Genomic DNA, 12,970 nt, shown 5'->3' with positions numbered 1-12,970 from the left:
AATCACCCCATGCCCGATCTTCGCGAATTGACCCGACAGTTTCCCCGGCCCGGCCGGCTCGACACCATCTTGCTGAGGCCCGCGCGCCGTGCGCCGGTGCAAGCGGTAGAGCAAGCCTTCGTGATCGAAGGCCGCGGCCTGCAAGGCGACCGCAGCGCGAGCGCGGCCAAGCCCGGCGGGCGCCGGCAGGTCACGCTGTTGCAGGCCGAACACCTGCCGGTCATTGCCTCGCTCTGTGCGCTGGCCGAGGTGGGTGCCGACGTGCTGCGCCGCAACTTCGTGGTGTCGGGCCTGAACCTGCTGGCCGCGCGCGCGCTGTTCCGCGACCAGCCGATGGCGCTGCACATCGGCGCCGACGTGGTGCTGGAGATCAGCGGGCCGTGCGAGCCCTGCTCGCGCATGGAAGAAGCGCTGGGCCCCGGCGCGTACAACGCGATTCGCGGGCACGGCGGGCTGACGGCCCGGGTGCTGCAGGGTGGGGTGGTGCGCGTGGGGGATGAGGTGGTTTGCCGGGCGAGGGCGAATGAGTTGGATGCCAAGCCGGAAAGCCGACCGGAAATCCAACCGGCAACTGAACCGGCAACTGAACCGGCATCAAAAATCAATAAGTTGTTGATTTGAAAGTAATTTTTCCCCGATTCTTGCGGAATTTCAACCGGCAATTCAGGCCCCACAAAGCGCCACTTTGAATTGACGACGAGCCCCATCGGGGCAACGTTCCGCCGCCGCCGCTCGCGATGGGTGCCACCACCAACCGGCAAGCGCCACGGGCCCCATGCCGCCACACAATGCCCGCTGCCCATGACGCGCCCCACCACTCCCATCGCCCTCGCCACGCCGTCACCCAACGCCGCGGCAGCCCCTCATACCCACATGCACTGGCAGCGCAACCTTGCGGTGTGCATGTTCGGCTCGTTCACCACCATCATCGCGATGACGCTGCTGCTGCCTTTTCTGCCGCTGTACGTCGAGCAGCTGGGCGTGAAGGACCATGCGGCCATCGTGCAGTGGTCGGGTGCGGCCTATGGGGCCACCTTTCTCAGTGCCGCGCTGGTCGCGCCGCTGTGGGGCCGGCTGGCCGACCGCTACGGGCGCAAGCCGATGCTGATTCGCGCGAGCCTGGGCATGGCGGTGGCCATGGCGCTGATCGGCCTGGCGGCCAATGTGTGGCAGCTGGTGGGCCTGCGGCTGCTGGCCGGCCTGCTGGGCGGCTATGCCTCGGGCTCGATGGTGCTGGTCGCCACGCAAACGCCCAAGGCGCGCACCGGCTGGGCGCTGGGCACCATGTCGTCGGCCATCATGGCGGGCAACCTGGTGGGGCCGCTGGTGGGCGGCGTGCTGCCGCCGCTCATCGGCATTCGCGCGACCTTCTTTGCGGCGGGCGCCATGATCTTCGTGGCCTTTCTGGCCACCGCCTTCCTGATCCGCGAGGACAGGAAACCAAAGAAGGCGCCCACCGACAAAGCCGGGCAGCAAGCCAGCGACACCGGCTGGGCCGCCGTGCCCGACAAGCGCCCGCTGGTCGCGATGCTGTTCACCGGCATGCTGCTGATGCTGGCGAACATGTCGATCGAGCCGATCATCACCGTCTACGTGGCCACGCTGGTCGAAGACCCGAACCGGGTGACGATGATGGCCGGCCTGGTGATGTCTGCCGCCGCGCTGGGCAGCATCCTGTCGGCCTCGCGGCTGGGCAAGCTGGCCGACCACGTGGGGCACTGGAACGTGATCGTCGGCTGCCTGGCGGTGTCGGCGCTGCTGCTGGTGCCGCAGGCCTTCGTCACCTCGGGCTGGCAGTTGGTGGTGCTGCGCTTCTTGATGGGGTTGTCGCTGGGCGGGCTGCTGCCCTGCATTGCCAGCGTGATCCGCCACAGCGTGCCGGAGCGGGTGGCCGGCAACATGCTGGGCTACTCGACCTCGGCGCAGTACACGGGCCAGGTCGCCGGGCCGCTGCTGGGCGGCTTTGTGGGCGGGCACATCGGCATGCGCGCCGTGTTCCTCGGCACCTGCGTGCTGATGGCTGCAGGCGCGGGGTGGAACTGGCTCGCCAGTCGGCGGCAGGCGAGCGATGGCGCTGCGGGTCGCTAGTCAGCGCTACTCCCGGATCGTCTCGCTGCGGTAGTCCGCGTCGGCCTTGATCTCGGCTTCGGTGAACGGCACGCGCAACCACTGGCCGGCGCTGTAGGCGCGTGTGTAGTCGGCGTGGTGCGCGGATGCGGGGTCGTCCGACAGCGAGAAGGTCAGAAAGGTGTGGGCCTCCACACCGCCTTCAGGGAACCGCACGATCTGCATGTAGCTGTTGCCGTTGGGGTTGCCGTCCATGCTGTAGCCACCCTGGTCGAGGCGGTTGTCCGAGCACAGGATGGTGAAGTAGCCCCTGTCGTCGCAGCCGCCCGACAGTGCAATCTTCTGGCCGTTGCGCGTCACGAACAGCGTGCTTCCACGCGGCGCGTCCAGCGCAAAGCCGCTGGCCTGCACGCGCAGCACGGCCGCGCCAAAGGCCTGGCGCAGGTCTTCGGCCGCAGCGGCTTGCAGGCCGCGCGGGGTGTTGACCGGGTCGCGCGCGTCGAAGGGCACGGCATACAGCTTTGCGGCGGGCAGCAGCTCGGCGCGGGCCCAGAACTCGTCCCACACATGGGCACCGCGTGCGTCGGCCAGGCCGGTGTTGTTCCAGGCTTTCAGCACGGCGCAGGCGGGGCCGGTGTCGACGCTGCGCGGCGGCGAGAACGCCTCGGCGATCTGCGGATCGGCCTTGACCGCGATGCGGCGCACGTTGCACACCATGGCCAGCGCGCGGGCCTTGAACAGCTCGGCGGTGTAGGCGCGGCTGTTCAAGGCGGCGCGCTTCACGGTGTCGACCGTGGCGTGGGTGCCCACGCCCTGCGCAATCAAATGGCCCAGCCGCGTGCGGTAGGTCAGCGCCTCTTCGCCGGTCGGGCCGAAGATGGCCGGGTGGCCGGTGAGCGGCGCCTTCGGGTTGGCGAGCCAGTGGCTGTCGTTCATGTTGGCGACGTAGTCCTCGCGCAGCAGGCTGGGCATGCGCGACGCGCCGATGGCGCCCTGCTGCACCGCATCGGCATCGGTCTGCCAGTCGCAGGCGCTGCGCGCGCCGTCGAACACCGGCACGCGCGGCATGACGGCGGCAATGGCCTGGCCGGCGGGCGTGGTGCAGTCCTTCACCTGCGCGGGCGACACATTGGGCACCGCGCCCATGTCGGCATACCAGGCCTTGGCGCTGCCACGGCCCACGGCCACGGTGTTGACCCAGGGAATGGAAGCCTCTTCGCGCTGCGCGGCCATCAGCTCGTCGAGCGACCTGGCCTGCCCCCAGCGCAACCATGTGCGAAAGGTGCGGTAGTTGTCGGCGTTGATGTCGCGCATGGCAAACGCCGTGGTCTCGCTCCAGGCCAGCGCCGGGTTGATGGCGCCCAGGTTTACCAGCGGGCCGTACACCGACGTGTAGAGCGTGCGCGTCACCGGCACGATGGCGCCCGAGGGCTGCTTCACGTTCACGGTGATGGCGCGGGCCTGCATCTTCACGCGCTGCCCGTCGCGCAGGTAGCTGGTGGCGTCGCCGGGCACCAGTTGAAGCTGGTACAGCCCGAAGCGCCGCGCCGCCGACACCGTGTGGCTCCAGGCCACGTTCTGGTTGAAGCCGATGAGGATCACCGGCACGCCCAGGAAGGAGGTGCCGCTCACGTCCAGCTGGCCCGGAATGGTGATCTGCGCCTGGTAGAAGCGGTCGGGGCCGCGCCAGTACCAGTGCGGGTTGCCGAACAGCAGCGGGCTGGCGTCGCCGGTGGCCGCGGTGCCGAAGCCGATCACGTTGCTGCCCACGCCCGCGGCGCCGCCGACCTCCATGGCGAAGGGCTGCGCTGGTGCGTCGCCCTGTGCTTCGCCTTGTGCGTCGCCCTGTGCGTCGCTCAAGGCCATCTTTGCGCCCGGTGGCACCGCCGTCGCGATGTTCGCGACAAAGTTGCTGTAGCCCGCCGCCAAGTTGGTGGCGTACATGCGGCGGTAAATATCCTGCGCGCTCACGGGGCGCACCCAGGCTTGGTCGCGGCACGCCATATGCGCGGCGGCATCGTTCTTCAGGTCACGCAGATAGCGGTTGTAGCCCGAGGCAAAGCCCTCCACCAGGCGCTGGATGCTCGCGGGCTGCGCGCGCGCCATCGCGTCCACCGCCTCGTCGGTCAGCACCTGCTTGTGGAAGAAATCGGCGTCGATGTTCTTCGGCCGGCCAATGGTGCTGTTGGCCGGTATCTGCGCCTCGGCGCCGAAGAACCGAGAACGCTCGCCACGGAAGGTGACGAAGCCCTCGGCCATGGTGCACAGGTCGTCCTGCGCCTGCGCATGGCCGTAGCCATAGCCGGCGCCGGCCCAGTCGTTGGCGCGGATGTGCGGCACGCCCATGGCGGTGCGGCGTATCTCGGCCTGGTACGTGGGGGGCTGCCCGGATGCCGCACGGTCGGTACCGCCGGCGCAGGCCACCAGGGCCAAAGCCAGGGGCACAAGAAAAAGCGGCCGAAGGCCGCACGAAAATTCAACGCGCATGCTGAGTTCCTGTAATGAATAAGGAACGCAGCTGCGTGGGCAGTGAGCGTGCGTGGCGCGTCCACCGCCGATCTTAAGACCCTGGGTTGCGGCAGCCATCGGGTGCGCCCGACACCGCCCTTTAACACCAAACAGTCCGATGATCGACGTTTATTGCTGACCGTAGTTATAATCGACAGGCTGCAGCGGCAACGGGTTCTCTCTGTTCCGTACTGCACCGCCTGTTCATGAAGCGAATGTGCTTACACAGGCGTGGTGTTGCGACAATCGTCGCCTTTTGGTCTGTAGAGCTGCAGCCAAACGAGTTCCTAGTTGGCTCACGCACGGTTGATTCAAGCGTGCGGTCCCGGATGAATTAGATTTCAAATATCGGCATTTCCATGGGCAAGTTCGTCGTTTCGCCCTCGACACACCCGACCGATTGCGGCCGTTTTCGCGCCTCCTTCTCGGTCCATCGATCCCGGAGCAGCGCCAGCCCCTGCCGCGTGTTCCAGCTCGAAAACGCCTTTGCCTCGCGCGAAGCCGCACGGCTTCTTGCAGTCACGCAGGCCTGGCTGCAGACGTGCAAGCCGCATCTTCCAAGTGCTGGTGATCCGCTGGCATAACTTCCGTTCACCTTGCCCCTCGCTGCGGACTTCAGATCCGAAGATCCGAGTTCAACCGTGCGGCAGCCGTCGCGCACCTTCATTCAGAAAGGCTCCTTCCATGAGCACCAAAATCTACGTGGGCAACCTGCCCTTTTCCGTTACCGATGCCATCCTCGAAAGCAACTTTGCCGAATTCGGCAAAGTGTCTTCGGCCAAGGTCATGATGGACCGCGAAAGCGGCCGCTCCAAGGGCTTCGCGTTTGTTGAAATGGCCTCTGCAGAAGCCGCTCAGACCGCCATTACCGCTTTGAACGGCATGTCCGTCGACGGGCGTTCGATCGTGGTCAACCTCGCCCGTCCCCGCGAAGAGGGTGGCGGCGCGGGCGGCTACAGCGCTGCCGGCTACGGCGCATCCAAACGCTCGGACGTCGGCTATGGCAACGGCGGCTTTGGTGGCGGTCGCTACTGAACCAAGCCCTGAACCAGGCGTCTGAAAAAACCGGCCCAGGCCGGTTTTTTTTCGTCCTCTGAGTCTAGGGTCCGACGGCGGCCTGCTGCAGAAACCGGTCATCCCACAGATGCAGGAAGTTGTGCGTAGCCACGCTTTTCTGCTTGTGCCTTTGCTGCTTGTGCCTTTGCTTTTGTCTTTGTCTCCGGCAGCGGGCTCTCACGCATCGGCATCGCCACGGGCTGCACATGCTGTCGCACCGCCTCCAGCAGCAGCGTGGCCAGCCGGCTCGCCGGTGCCTCCGCGTGGGCCTGCGCGCGGTAGAGCACCAGCGATATCTGCGGCAGCGCCGGCAACTGCAGCGTGGTGCGGTCCAGCGTGCGCACATGCGCAGGCAGCCCGAACGGCGTGCGCACCGTCAGGCCCAGCCCGGCCGACGTGGCGGCCCACAGTGCCGCCAGGCTCGCGCTGCCGAACGCGCGGCGCCACGGCAGGCCGGCGCGGTCGAGCGCGGTGATGACGATCTCGCGCAGCGGGCACGGCGCGTCGAGCATCACGAGCGGCAGCGGCTCCTTGCTCTTGGGCTGGCGCGCGCCGCCGGCACGGTGCTCGCGCTCGGTCCACCAGGGGGCCTCGACCCGCTCCGGCGCGCGCGGGCCGATCCACAGCAACGGCAGCCGCGCCACGCGCTCCGCATACGGCGACAACGGCTGGTCGCCCGCGTCCCAGGCCAACGCCAGGTCGAGCTGGCCGAGCTCGAGCCGCTCGCGCAACTCGCCGCTGCGCGCCACACAGGCCTCGATGCGCACCTTGGGATGCGCGCGCGCAAAACGCCCGAGCACCGCGGGCAGCAGCGTCTCGCCGAAGTCTTCCTGCAGGCCCAGGCGCACCCAGCCCTGCAGGTCGGCGCCACGCATGGCGGCACTGGCTTCTTCGTTGAGCTCGAGCATGCGGTGCGCGTAGGCGAGCAGGGTTTCGCCGGCATCTGTGAGTTGCAGCCCGCGGCCTGCCTTGCGAAACAGCACGGTGCCGGCCTGCGACTCCAGCTTCTTCAACTGCGCGCTCACGGCCGAGGTCGAGCGGCCCAGCCTGTCGGCCGCACGCGCGTAGCTGCCCAGCGCAATGCCGGTTGAAAAGGTGCGCAGCACATCGAGATCGAACATCACCTGGCTCATGTCGTGTCCTTTTTGATCGTGCTGATTTTCAGGACGATGAGCGCATTATTTTCTGATTTTCAAAACCTTGGCAACGGCGGGCACAGCGCCGCGACATGACGCAGTCGCCTGCGTTCCTGTCTTCTTCAGATGCAGCGCCTGCACCGCCGCCCCGCCACCGCCGAAAGGTGCTGGCCGCAGGGGCCGCTGCTGGTCGCCAGTCAGCCGCTACTCCCGGATCGTCTCGCTGCGGTAGTCCGCGTCGGTCTTGATCTCGTCTTCCGAGAACGGCACCTTGAGCCACTTGCCCTCGCTGTAGGCGCGCGTGTAGTCGGCGTTGTGCGCGGAAGCAGGGTCGTCCGATTGCGAGAACGTCAGGAAGGTGTGCGCCTCCACTCCGCCCGCGGGGAACCGCACGATCTGCATTTAGCTGTTGCCGTTCGGGTTGCCGTCCATCGTGTAGCCGCCCTTGTCCAGGCGATTTTCCGAGCACGAGATGGTGAAGTAGCCCACTTCGTCGCAGCCGCCGTAGAGCGGTATTTTCTTGCCGCCGCGCGTGACGAACAGGTAGTCGCCGCGCTGTGCGTCGAACGCGTAGCCACTCGCCTCCACACGCGCAATGGCCGCGCCAAAGGCCTGCTGCAGCGCTGCCGCGGCACCCGGCTTCAAGTCGCGCGGTGTGTGGACCGGATCGCTTGCGCTGAAGGGCACGTTGTAGAGCGTGCCCGGCGACTGCAGCTCCACGCGCGCCCAGAACTCGTCCCACAGATGCGCGCCCCTGGCAGTGTGCGTGCCGGTGCTGTCCCAGGCTTGCAGCGCGGCGCAGGCCGGCGCCGTGGCAATGTCGCGACCGATGGCGGCGCCGTCCTGCGGGTCTGCCGCAACGGTGATCATCGGCGTTGCGCACACCATGGCCAGCACCTGGGCCTTGAACAGCTCGGCCGTGTGCACGCGGCTGTCCAGCACCATGCGCTTCACTGTGTCCGCCGTGGCGCCCTTGGCACCGTGGCTGTCGGTGCCGTCGATTCGCCCTTGCGCCATCAGGTTGCCCAGGCGCGTGCGGAAGGTGACGGCCTCGGTGCCCGCCGGGCCCATGATGTCCGGGAAGCCGGTCAGCGGTGCCTTCGGATTGGCGAGCCAGTAGCTGTCGTTCATGTTGGCGACGTAGTCCCCGCGCAGCAGGCTGGGCATGCGCGCCGGGCCAATGGCGCCCTTCTGCGCGGAGTCGGCATCGGTCTGCCAGTCGCATGCGCTCTTCGAACCGTCGAAGAACGGCGTGCGCGGCAGCCGGGCACTGACCGCGGCGCCCAGCGGCGTCGTGCAGCTCGCCACCTGGTCGGCGGACACATTGGGAACCGCGCCGATGTCGGCATACCAGGCCTTGGCCGCGTCGCGGCCCACGGCCACGGTGTTGACCCACGGAATGGCCGACTCCTCGCGCTGGATGGCGATGAATTCGTCCAGCGACCTGGCCTGGTTCCAGCGCAGCCAGTTCTTGAAGGAGCGGTAGTTCTCGCCGTTGATGTCGCGAATTGCAAAGGCGGTGGTCTGGCTCCAGGCGAACGGCGCGCCAAAGCCCGACAGATCGATCATCGGCCCGTACTCCGACTTGTAGAGCGTGCGCGTCACCGGCGCCACGCTGCCGTCGCCCTGCTTCACGTTGACCGTGATGTTCAGCGCCTGCATCTTCACGGCCTTGCCGTCGCGCATGTAGCTGGTGGGGTCGCCCGATGCGAGCTTCAGTTCGAAGAAGCCGAAGCGGCGCGCCGTCGACACCGTGTGGCTCCACGCAACGTTGTCGTTGAAGCCGATCAGGATCACCGGAATGCCCAGGAACGAAGTGCCGCTGATGTTGAGCTGCCCCGGAATCGTGAGCTGCGCCTGGTAGAAGCGGTCGGGCCCGCGCCAGTACCAGTGCGGGTTGCCGAACAGCAACGGGCTGGCGTCACCAGTGGCCGCGGTGCCGAAGCCGATCACGTTGCTGCCCACGCCCTCGTGGCCGCCCACCTGCAGCTCGGGCACCTTGATGTTCAGTGCCGCGAGCTGCGCCGCCGACTTCTTGCCGCTGCGCGCGGACAGCCTGGTCGGCGCCGCCGCGGCGGGCGCCGCAGCGTTGGCGATGTTCGACACGAAGTTGCTGTAGCCGCCCGCGAGGTTGACCGCATACATGCGGCGATAGATGTCCTCGGCCGCTATCGGCTTCACCCAGGCTTCGCTGCGGCAGGCTGCGTGCGCGGTGCCGCTGGCCTTGATGTCGCGCACGTAGCGGTTGTAGCCGGCGGCAAAGCCCTCCACCAACTGCTTCAGGTTGTCGGGCTGCGCCGCAATCATCTTCTGCAGCACGTCGGGCGAGATCACCTGCTTGTTGAAGAAATCGGAGTCGATGTTCTTCGGCTGCGCAATGGTGCTGCTGGCCGGCGGCAATGCGTCGGCGCCAAAGTACTGCGAGCGCTCGCCGCGGTAGGTGAGGAACGAGTCGGCCATCGTGCACAGGTCGTCTTCTGCCTGTGCAAAACCGTAGCCGTAGCCCACGCCGGGCCAGTTGTCGGCCTTGATGTGCGGCACGCCCATGGCGGTGCGGCGGATCTCGGCCTTGTAGATGCCTTCTGCCGGTGGGTTGGTGGGTGGATTGGTGGGTGGGTTGACGGTGCCCGTGCCCGGCACGGGCCAGAAACCGTTGCCGCCTCCACCGCCGCCGCAGGCAGTGAGCACGGCCGCCGCGGCCAGCGCAAGCAGGTAGCGCGGCACAACGCCGCGCGAGGATGTCTGTGTCATTGATGTCTCCAGTTGATGCTCTTTTGACGAAGCGTTTGCAGCTTAGGCAGCGCGCCCGGCTGCGGCTTGAACGCAGCCGCTGTTGTCGCGCGGCCGGTCAGTGAAGCGTGGCGCGGCCCCACGCATGCGAGGCCTGCGCGTCCGCCGTCACCTGCACCTGGCTCACGAGGAAGGACGGCGGCAGGCCGAAGTAGCGCTGAAAGGTGCGGCTCATGTGGGCCGCATCGGTGAAGCCACCGACCAGCGCCACATCGGTGAGCGGCCGGTGGCCGGTGAACTGCTGCACCGTGCGCCGCACCTTGCTCCACAGCGCATAGCGCTTGACCGACACGCCCACCTGCTCCGCGAACAAGTGGGTGAGCCGGTCGGGCGAGAGGCAGGCCACCGTCGACAGCTCCTTCAGCGCGATCTGGCCCGTGTGTTCGCGGATGCACTGCAGCACGCGCGCAATGCGCTGGTCGATCGGCGTCGCGCGCTCCGGCCATTCGGTGATCGCCTCCACCATCTTCGCGCTCAGCGCCTGCAGTTGGCTGTCGCTGAGCAAGCCGCGCTGCGCGGGGTCGAAGTCGTCGCGCAGGCGACCGAAGCGGCGCGCATCGACGGGCTGAATGCCGTGGCCGCCCATGCAGCGCGGCAGTGCACCGCACGCGCGTGCCGTCAGCCGCCTCGAGCGTGAACGGATGGCCGCTGACCGACGCCAGCAGCGTGGCCGACGAGCGCGCCGTCAGCCCAGACTGGATCGCCGGCGTGATATAGAGAAACCTGTCATCCCACAGGTGCAGGAAATTCTTCTGGTTGGCCATGCCGTATCGCCCTTGCTTTGTCCCCAAGCGGCGAATTCTGGTGGAGCACCCTGAAGGTCTGGTGAAGGCTGGCGCCCCTCGGTGCATTGGCACAGTAGCCGCCTGCACATGCTGTCGCACCGCCTCCCACGCGGCTGCGCACACGGCGACAGCGGCGCAGCAGGTCGAGATCGAGCATCACCTGGCTCCATGTCGCGTCCTTTTCGATCGTCCTTATTTTCAGGACGATGGGCGCATTATTTTCTGATTTTCAAAACCTTGCCAACGGCGGACACTGCGGCGCAACATGACACATTCGCCTCCGCTCTTATCTTCTTCAGATGCATCGCCTGCACCGCCGCCGCGCCACCGCTGGAAGGTGCTGGCCGCCGGCGTGGCCGCCAACGCGGCCTTTTCCGTGGCCTTCAGCGGCATCCCCATGACCGCCGTGCTGATGCGCACCGGCTACCGGCTCGACAACGCCACGCTCGGTCTGGTGCTGGGCCTCATGGGCCTGGGCATTGCCGTGAGCGAGCTGCCCTGGGGCCTGCTGACCGACCGCTGGGGCGACCGCCCGGTGCTGCTCATGGGCCTGGGCAGCACGGCCGTCGCGCTGGTCGCCATGGCGCTGTGGGCCGCACCGGTGGCGGGGCACGTGCCCGGCCTGGGCTGGCTGGCCGCGGGGCTGTTGCTGGTCGGCCTGCTGGGCGGCAGCGTGAACGGCGCCAGCGGGCGCGCGGTGATGACCTGGTTCGACGCCAGCGAGCGCGGGCTGGCCATGAGCATCCGACAGACGGCCGTGCCGCTGGGCGGCGGCATCGGCGCGCTGGTGCTGCCCTTCGTCGCGTTGCATTTCGGCTTTGCCGCGCTGTACGGGTTGCTCGCGCTGCTGTGCGTGCTGAGCGCGGCCATGAGCTGGGCCTGGGTGCACGAGCCACCGATCGCACCGCGCAGCAGCAACAGCAACACCGTTGAAGCCTCCGCGCCAAGGACCGGCCCGCTGCACGACGCGCGCGTGTGGCGCATCGTCGCGGGCATCGGCATACTTTGCGCGCCGCAGTTCGCGGTGCTGTCTTTCGGCACCGTGTTCCTGCACGATTTCGGCCATGCGGGCCTGGCCACCATCACCGCGACGATGGTGTGCGTGCAGGTGGGTGCGATGGTGCTGCGCGTGTGGAGCGGCCGCTGGACCGACCGGCGCCGCAACCGGCCCGCCTACCTGCGCGCTTGCAGCATGCTCAGCGTGGCGCTGTTCGCAGGCCTGGCCTTGCTGGTGATGGCCGCGGGCACGCATGCCGCCGATTCACCGGCGCTGCGCATCGCGCTGGTGCTGCTGCTGGGCGCGAGCGGTGTGTGCGTGTCCGCCTGGCACGGCGTGGCCTACACCGAGCTGGCCACGCTGGCCGGCGCAGCGCGGGCCGGCACCGCACTGGGCATGGCCAACACCAGCGTGTTTCTGGTGTGCTTTGTCACGCCGCTTTCAATTCCGCATCTGCTGGCGCTGCAGGGCTGGCCGCTGGTGTGGCTGGCCGCCAGTGCGTGCGCGCTGGTGGCGATGCCGCTGCTGGTGCCGCGGCCGGTCGCTTCAGATCAAAAGCTCTCGAAGACCGCGTTGAGTCGCTCCACATAGGCGCGCTTGGCCGCCTCGTCGATGAAGCTGCCCTCGAAGCTGTTGGCCGCAAGCTGCCACGCGTGCCGCACGCTCAGGCCGGTGGCTGCAAAGGTCTGCGTGAAGTTCTGGTTCATGTAGCCGCCGAAGTAGGCCGGATCGTCGGAGTTGACGGTCGCGACCAGGCCCGCGTCTAGCAGCGCGCCCAGGTTGTGCTGCGCCAGATCGGGGAACACGCAGAGCTTGAGGTTGGACAGCGGGCACACGGTGAGCGGAATGCGGTCTTGCGCGAGCCGCTGCATCAGCGCCGGGTCTTTCGCGCTCTGCACGCCGTGATCGACACGCTCGACCTTCAGCACGTCGAGCGCGCTCCACACATAGGCCGGCGGGCCCTCTTCGCCTGCATGCGCGACCAGGTGCAGGCCCAGCTCGCGGCAGCGCGCGAACACGCGCGCAAACTTTTCCGGCGGGTGGCCGACCTCGCTGGAGTCGAGCCCCACGCCGATGAACTTGTCGCGAAACGGCAGCGCCTGTTCCAGCGTTTCGAAGGCTTCTTCTTCGCTCAGGTGGCGCAGGAAGCACAGGATGAGCGAGGCGCTCACGCCCAGCCGGGGCTGCGCGTCGACGCAGGCACGGTGCAGGCCGTTGACCACGGTTTCCATCGCCACGCCGCGCGCGGTGTGCGTCTGCGGGTCGAAGAACATTTCGGTGTGCACCACATTGTCGGCGGCGGCGCGCTCCAGGTAGGCCCAGGCCATGTCGTAGAAGTCCTGCTCCTTCAACAACACGCTGGCGCCGGCGTAGTAAATGTCCAGAAAGGTCTGCAGGTTGGTGAAGGCGTAGGCCTTGCGCAGCTCTTCCACGCTGGCGTACGGAATGGACACGCCGTTGCGCTGGGCCAGCGCGAAGATGAGTTCGGGCTCGAGCGAGCCTTCGATGTGCATGTGCAGCTCGGCCTTGGGCATGGCACACAGCAGCGCGGGCAGGCGGTCGGCGGCGATGCGGTCGAAACGCGTGTCGTAGGTGGGGCGGAAATCGGTCATGGTGGGGAGCAGCGGGTG

Annotated in this window: 9 protein-coding genes and 1 pseudogene; 5 read left to right on the top strand and 5 right to left on the bottom strand. The window is 67.6% G+C overall.

What is annotated here, in order from left to right; all coding sequences use genetic code 11:
• The first annotated feature begins 9 nt into the window (after window positions 1-9).
• Window positions 10-621, top strand: a complete 612-nt coding sequence (locus tag VLK31_RS23705) for an MOSC domain-containing protein (RefSeq protein ID WP_409170906.1) — start codon at window positions 10-12, stop codon at window positions 619-621.
• A gap of 180 nt (window positions 622-801) precedes the next feature.
• Window positions 802-2,088, top strand: coding sequence for an MFS transporter (locus VLK31_RS23700; RefSeq protein WP_409170905.1), 1,287 nt, complete (start codon window positions 802-804; stop codon window positions 2,086-2,088).
• Window positions 2,089-2,094: 6 nt separating this feature from the next.
• On the opposite strand, the gene VLK31_RS23695 is transcribed toward VLK31_RS23700, so the two are convergent.
• Window positions 2,095-4,554 carry a penicillin acylase family protein gene (locus VLK31_RS23695; RefSeq protein WP_409170904.1) on the bottom strand — a complete coding sequence of 820 codons (2,460 nt, stop codon included), beginning with the start codon at window positions 4,552-4,554 and terminating at the stop codon, window positions 2,095-2,097.
• Window positions 4,555-4,934: 380 nt separating this feature from the next.
• Here VLK31_RS23695 and VLK31_RS23690 point away from each other — a divergent pair, with 380 nt between their 5' ends.
• Both VLK31_RS23690 and VLK31_RS23685 read left to right on the top strand, forming a co-directional pair.
• Entirely contained in the window at window positions 4,935-5,159 is a 225-nt protein-coding gene (locus VLK31_RS23690; RefSeq protein WP_409170903.1) for a hypothetical protein, read from the top strand.
• A gap of 100 nt (window positions 5,160-5,259) precedes the next feature.
• Entirely contained in the window at window positions 5,260-5,610 is a 351-nt protein-coding gene (locus tag VLK31_RS23685; protein WP_409170902.1) for an RNA recognition motif domain-containing protein, read from the top strand.
• 98 nt (window positions 5,611-5,708) lie between these two features.
• Here VLK31_RS23685 and VLK31_RS23680 read toward each other — a convergent pair whose 3' ends face one another.
• From VLK31_RS23680 to VLK31_RS23670, 3 genes and pseudogenes are all read right to left on the bottom strand, one after another.
• Window positions 5,709-6,764 (bottom strand): LysR substrate-binding domain-containing protein, encoded by a 1,056-nt coding sequence (locus tag VLK31_RS23680; RefSeq protein ID WP_409170901.1) that lies wholly within the window; start codon window positions 6,762-6,764, stop codon window positions 5,709-5,711.
• Between the two features lie 207 nt (window positions 6,765-6,971).
• Window positions 6,972-9,518, bottom strand: a pseudogene (locus VLK31_RS23675) (penicillin acylase family protein).
• 97 nt (window positions 9,519-9,615) lie between these two features.
• Entirely contained in the window at window positions 9,616-10,143 is a 528-nt protein-coding gene (locus tag VLK31_RS23670; protein ID WP_409170900.1) for a helix-turn-helix domain-containing protein, read from the bottom strand.
• 464 nt (window positions 10,144-10,607) lie between these two features.
• Between VLK31_RS23670 and VLK31_RS23665 the strand changes: the two genes are divergently transcribed.
• On the top strand, window positions 10,608-11,930 hold the full coding sequence (locus VLK31_RS23665) for an MFS transporter (protein WP_409170899.1): 1,323 nt from the start codon (window positions 10,608-10,610) through the stop codon (window positions 11,928-11,930).
• Here the strand turns inward: VLK31_RS23665 and VLK31_RS23660 are convergent.
• Window positions 11,891-12,952: an adenosine deaminase gene (locus VLK31_RS23660; protein WP_409170898.1), complete on the bottom strand. Its 1,062-nt coding sequence runs from the start codon at window positions 12,950-12,952 to the stop codon at window positions 11,891-11,893. The genes VLK31_RS23665 and VLK31_RS23660 overlap by 40 nt on opposite strands.
• Window positions 12,953-12,970: the final 18 nt, after the last annotated feature.

The sequence above is a fragment of the Variovorax sp. H27-G14 genome (assembly GCF_046156345.1).
In the GTDB taxonomy this organism is placed as follows: Bacteria; Pseudomonadota; Gammaproteobacteria; order Burkholderiales; family Burkholderiaceae_C; genus Variovorax.
This window is presented reverse-complemented; position numbering and strand designations above follow the sequence as displayed.

What these genes read in the sequence shown, in the direction of transcription:
- VLK31_RS23705 (WP_409170906.1), top strand. Translation starts at nt 10, where the DNA reads ATGCCCGATCTTCGCGAATTGACCCGACAGTTTCCCCGGCCCGGCCGG.
- VLK31_RS23670 (WP_409170900.1), bottom strand. Translation starts at nt 10,143, where the DNA reads ATGGGCGGCCACGGCATTCAGCCCGTCGATGCGCGCCGCTTCGGTCGC.
- VLK31_RS23695 (WP_409170904.1), bottom strand. Translation starts at nt 4,554, where the DNA reads ATGCGCGTTGAATTTTCGTGCGGCCTTCGGCCGCTTTTTCTTGTGCCC.
- VLK31_RS23690 (WP_409170903.1), top strand. Translation starts at nt 4,935, where the DNA reads ATGGGCAAGTTCGTCGTTTCGCCCTCGACACACCCGACCGATTGCGGC.
- VLK31_RS23685 (WP_409170902.1), top strand. Translation starts at nt 5,260, where the DNA reads ATGAGCACCAAAATCTACGTGGGCAACCTGCCCTTTTCCGTTACCGAT.
- VLK31_RS23680 (WP_409170901.1), bottom strand. Translation starts at nt 6,764, where the DNA reads ATGAGCCAGGTGATGTTCGATCTCGATGTGCTGCGCACCTTTTCAACC.
- VLK31_RS23700 (WP_409170905.1), top strand. Translation starts at nt 802, where the DNA reads ATGACGCGCCCCACCACTCCCATCGCCCTCGCCACGCCGTCACCCAAC.
- VLK31_RS23665 (WP_409170899.1), top strand. Translation starts at nt 10,608, where the DNA reads ATGACACATTCGCCTCCGCTCTTATCTTCTTCAGATGCATCGCCTGCA.
- VLK31_RS23660 (WP_409170898.1), bottom strand. Translation starts at nt 12,952, where the DNA reads ATGACCGATTTCCGCCCCACCTACGACACGCGTTTCGACCGCATCGCC.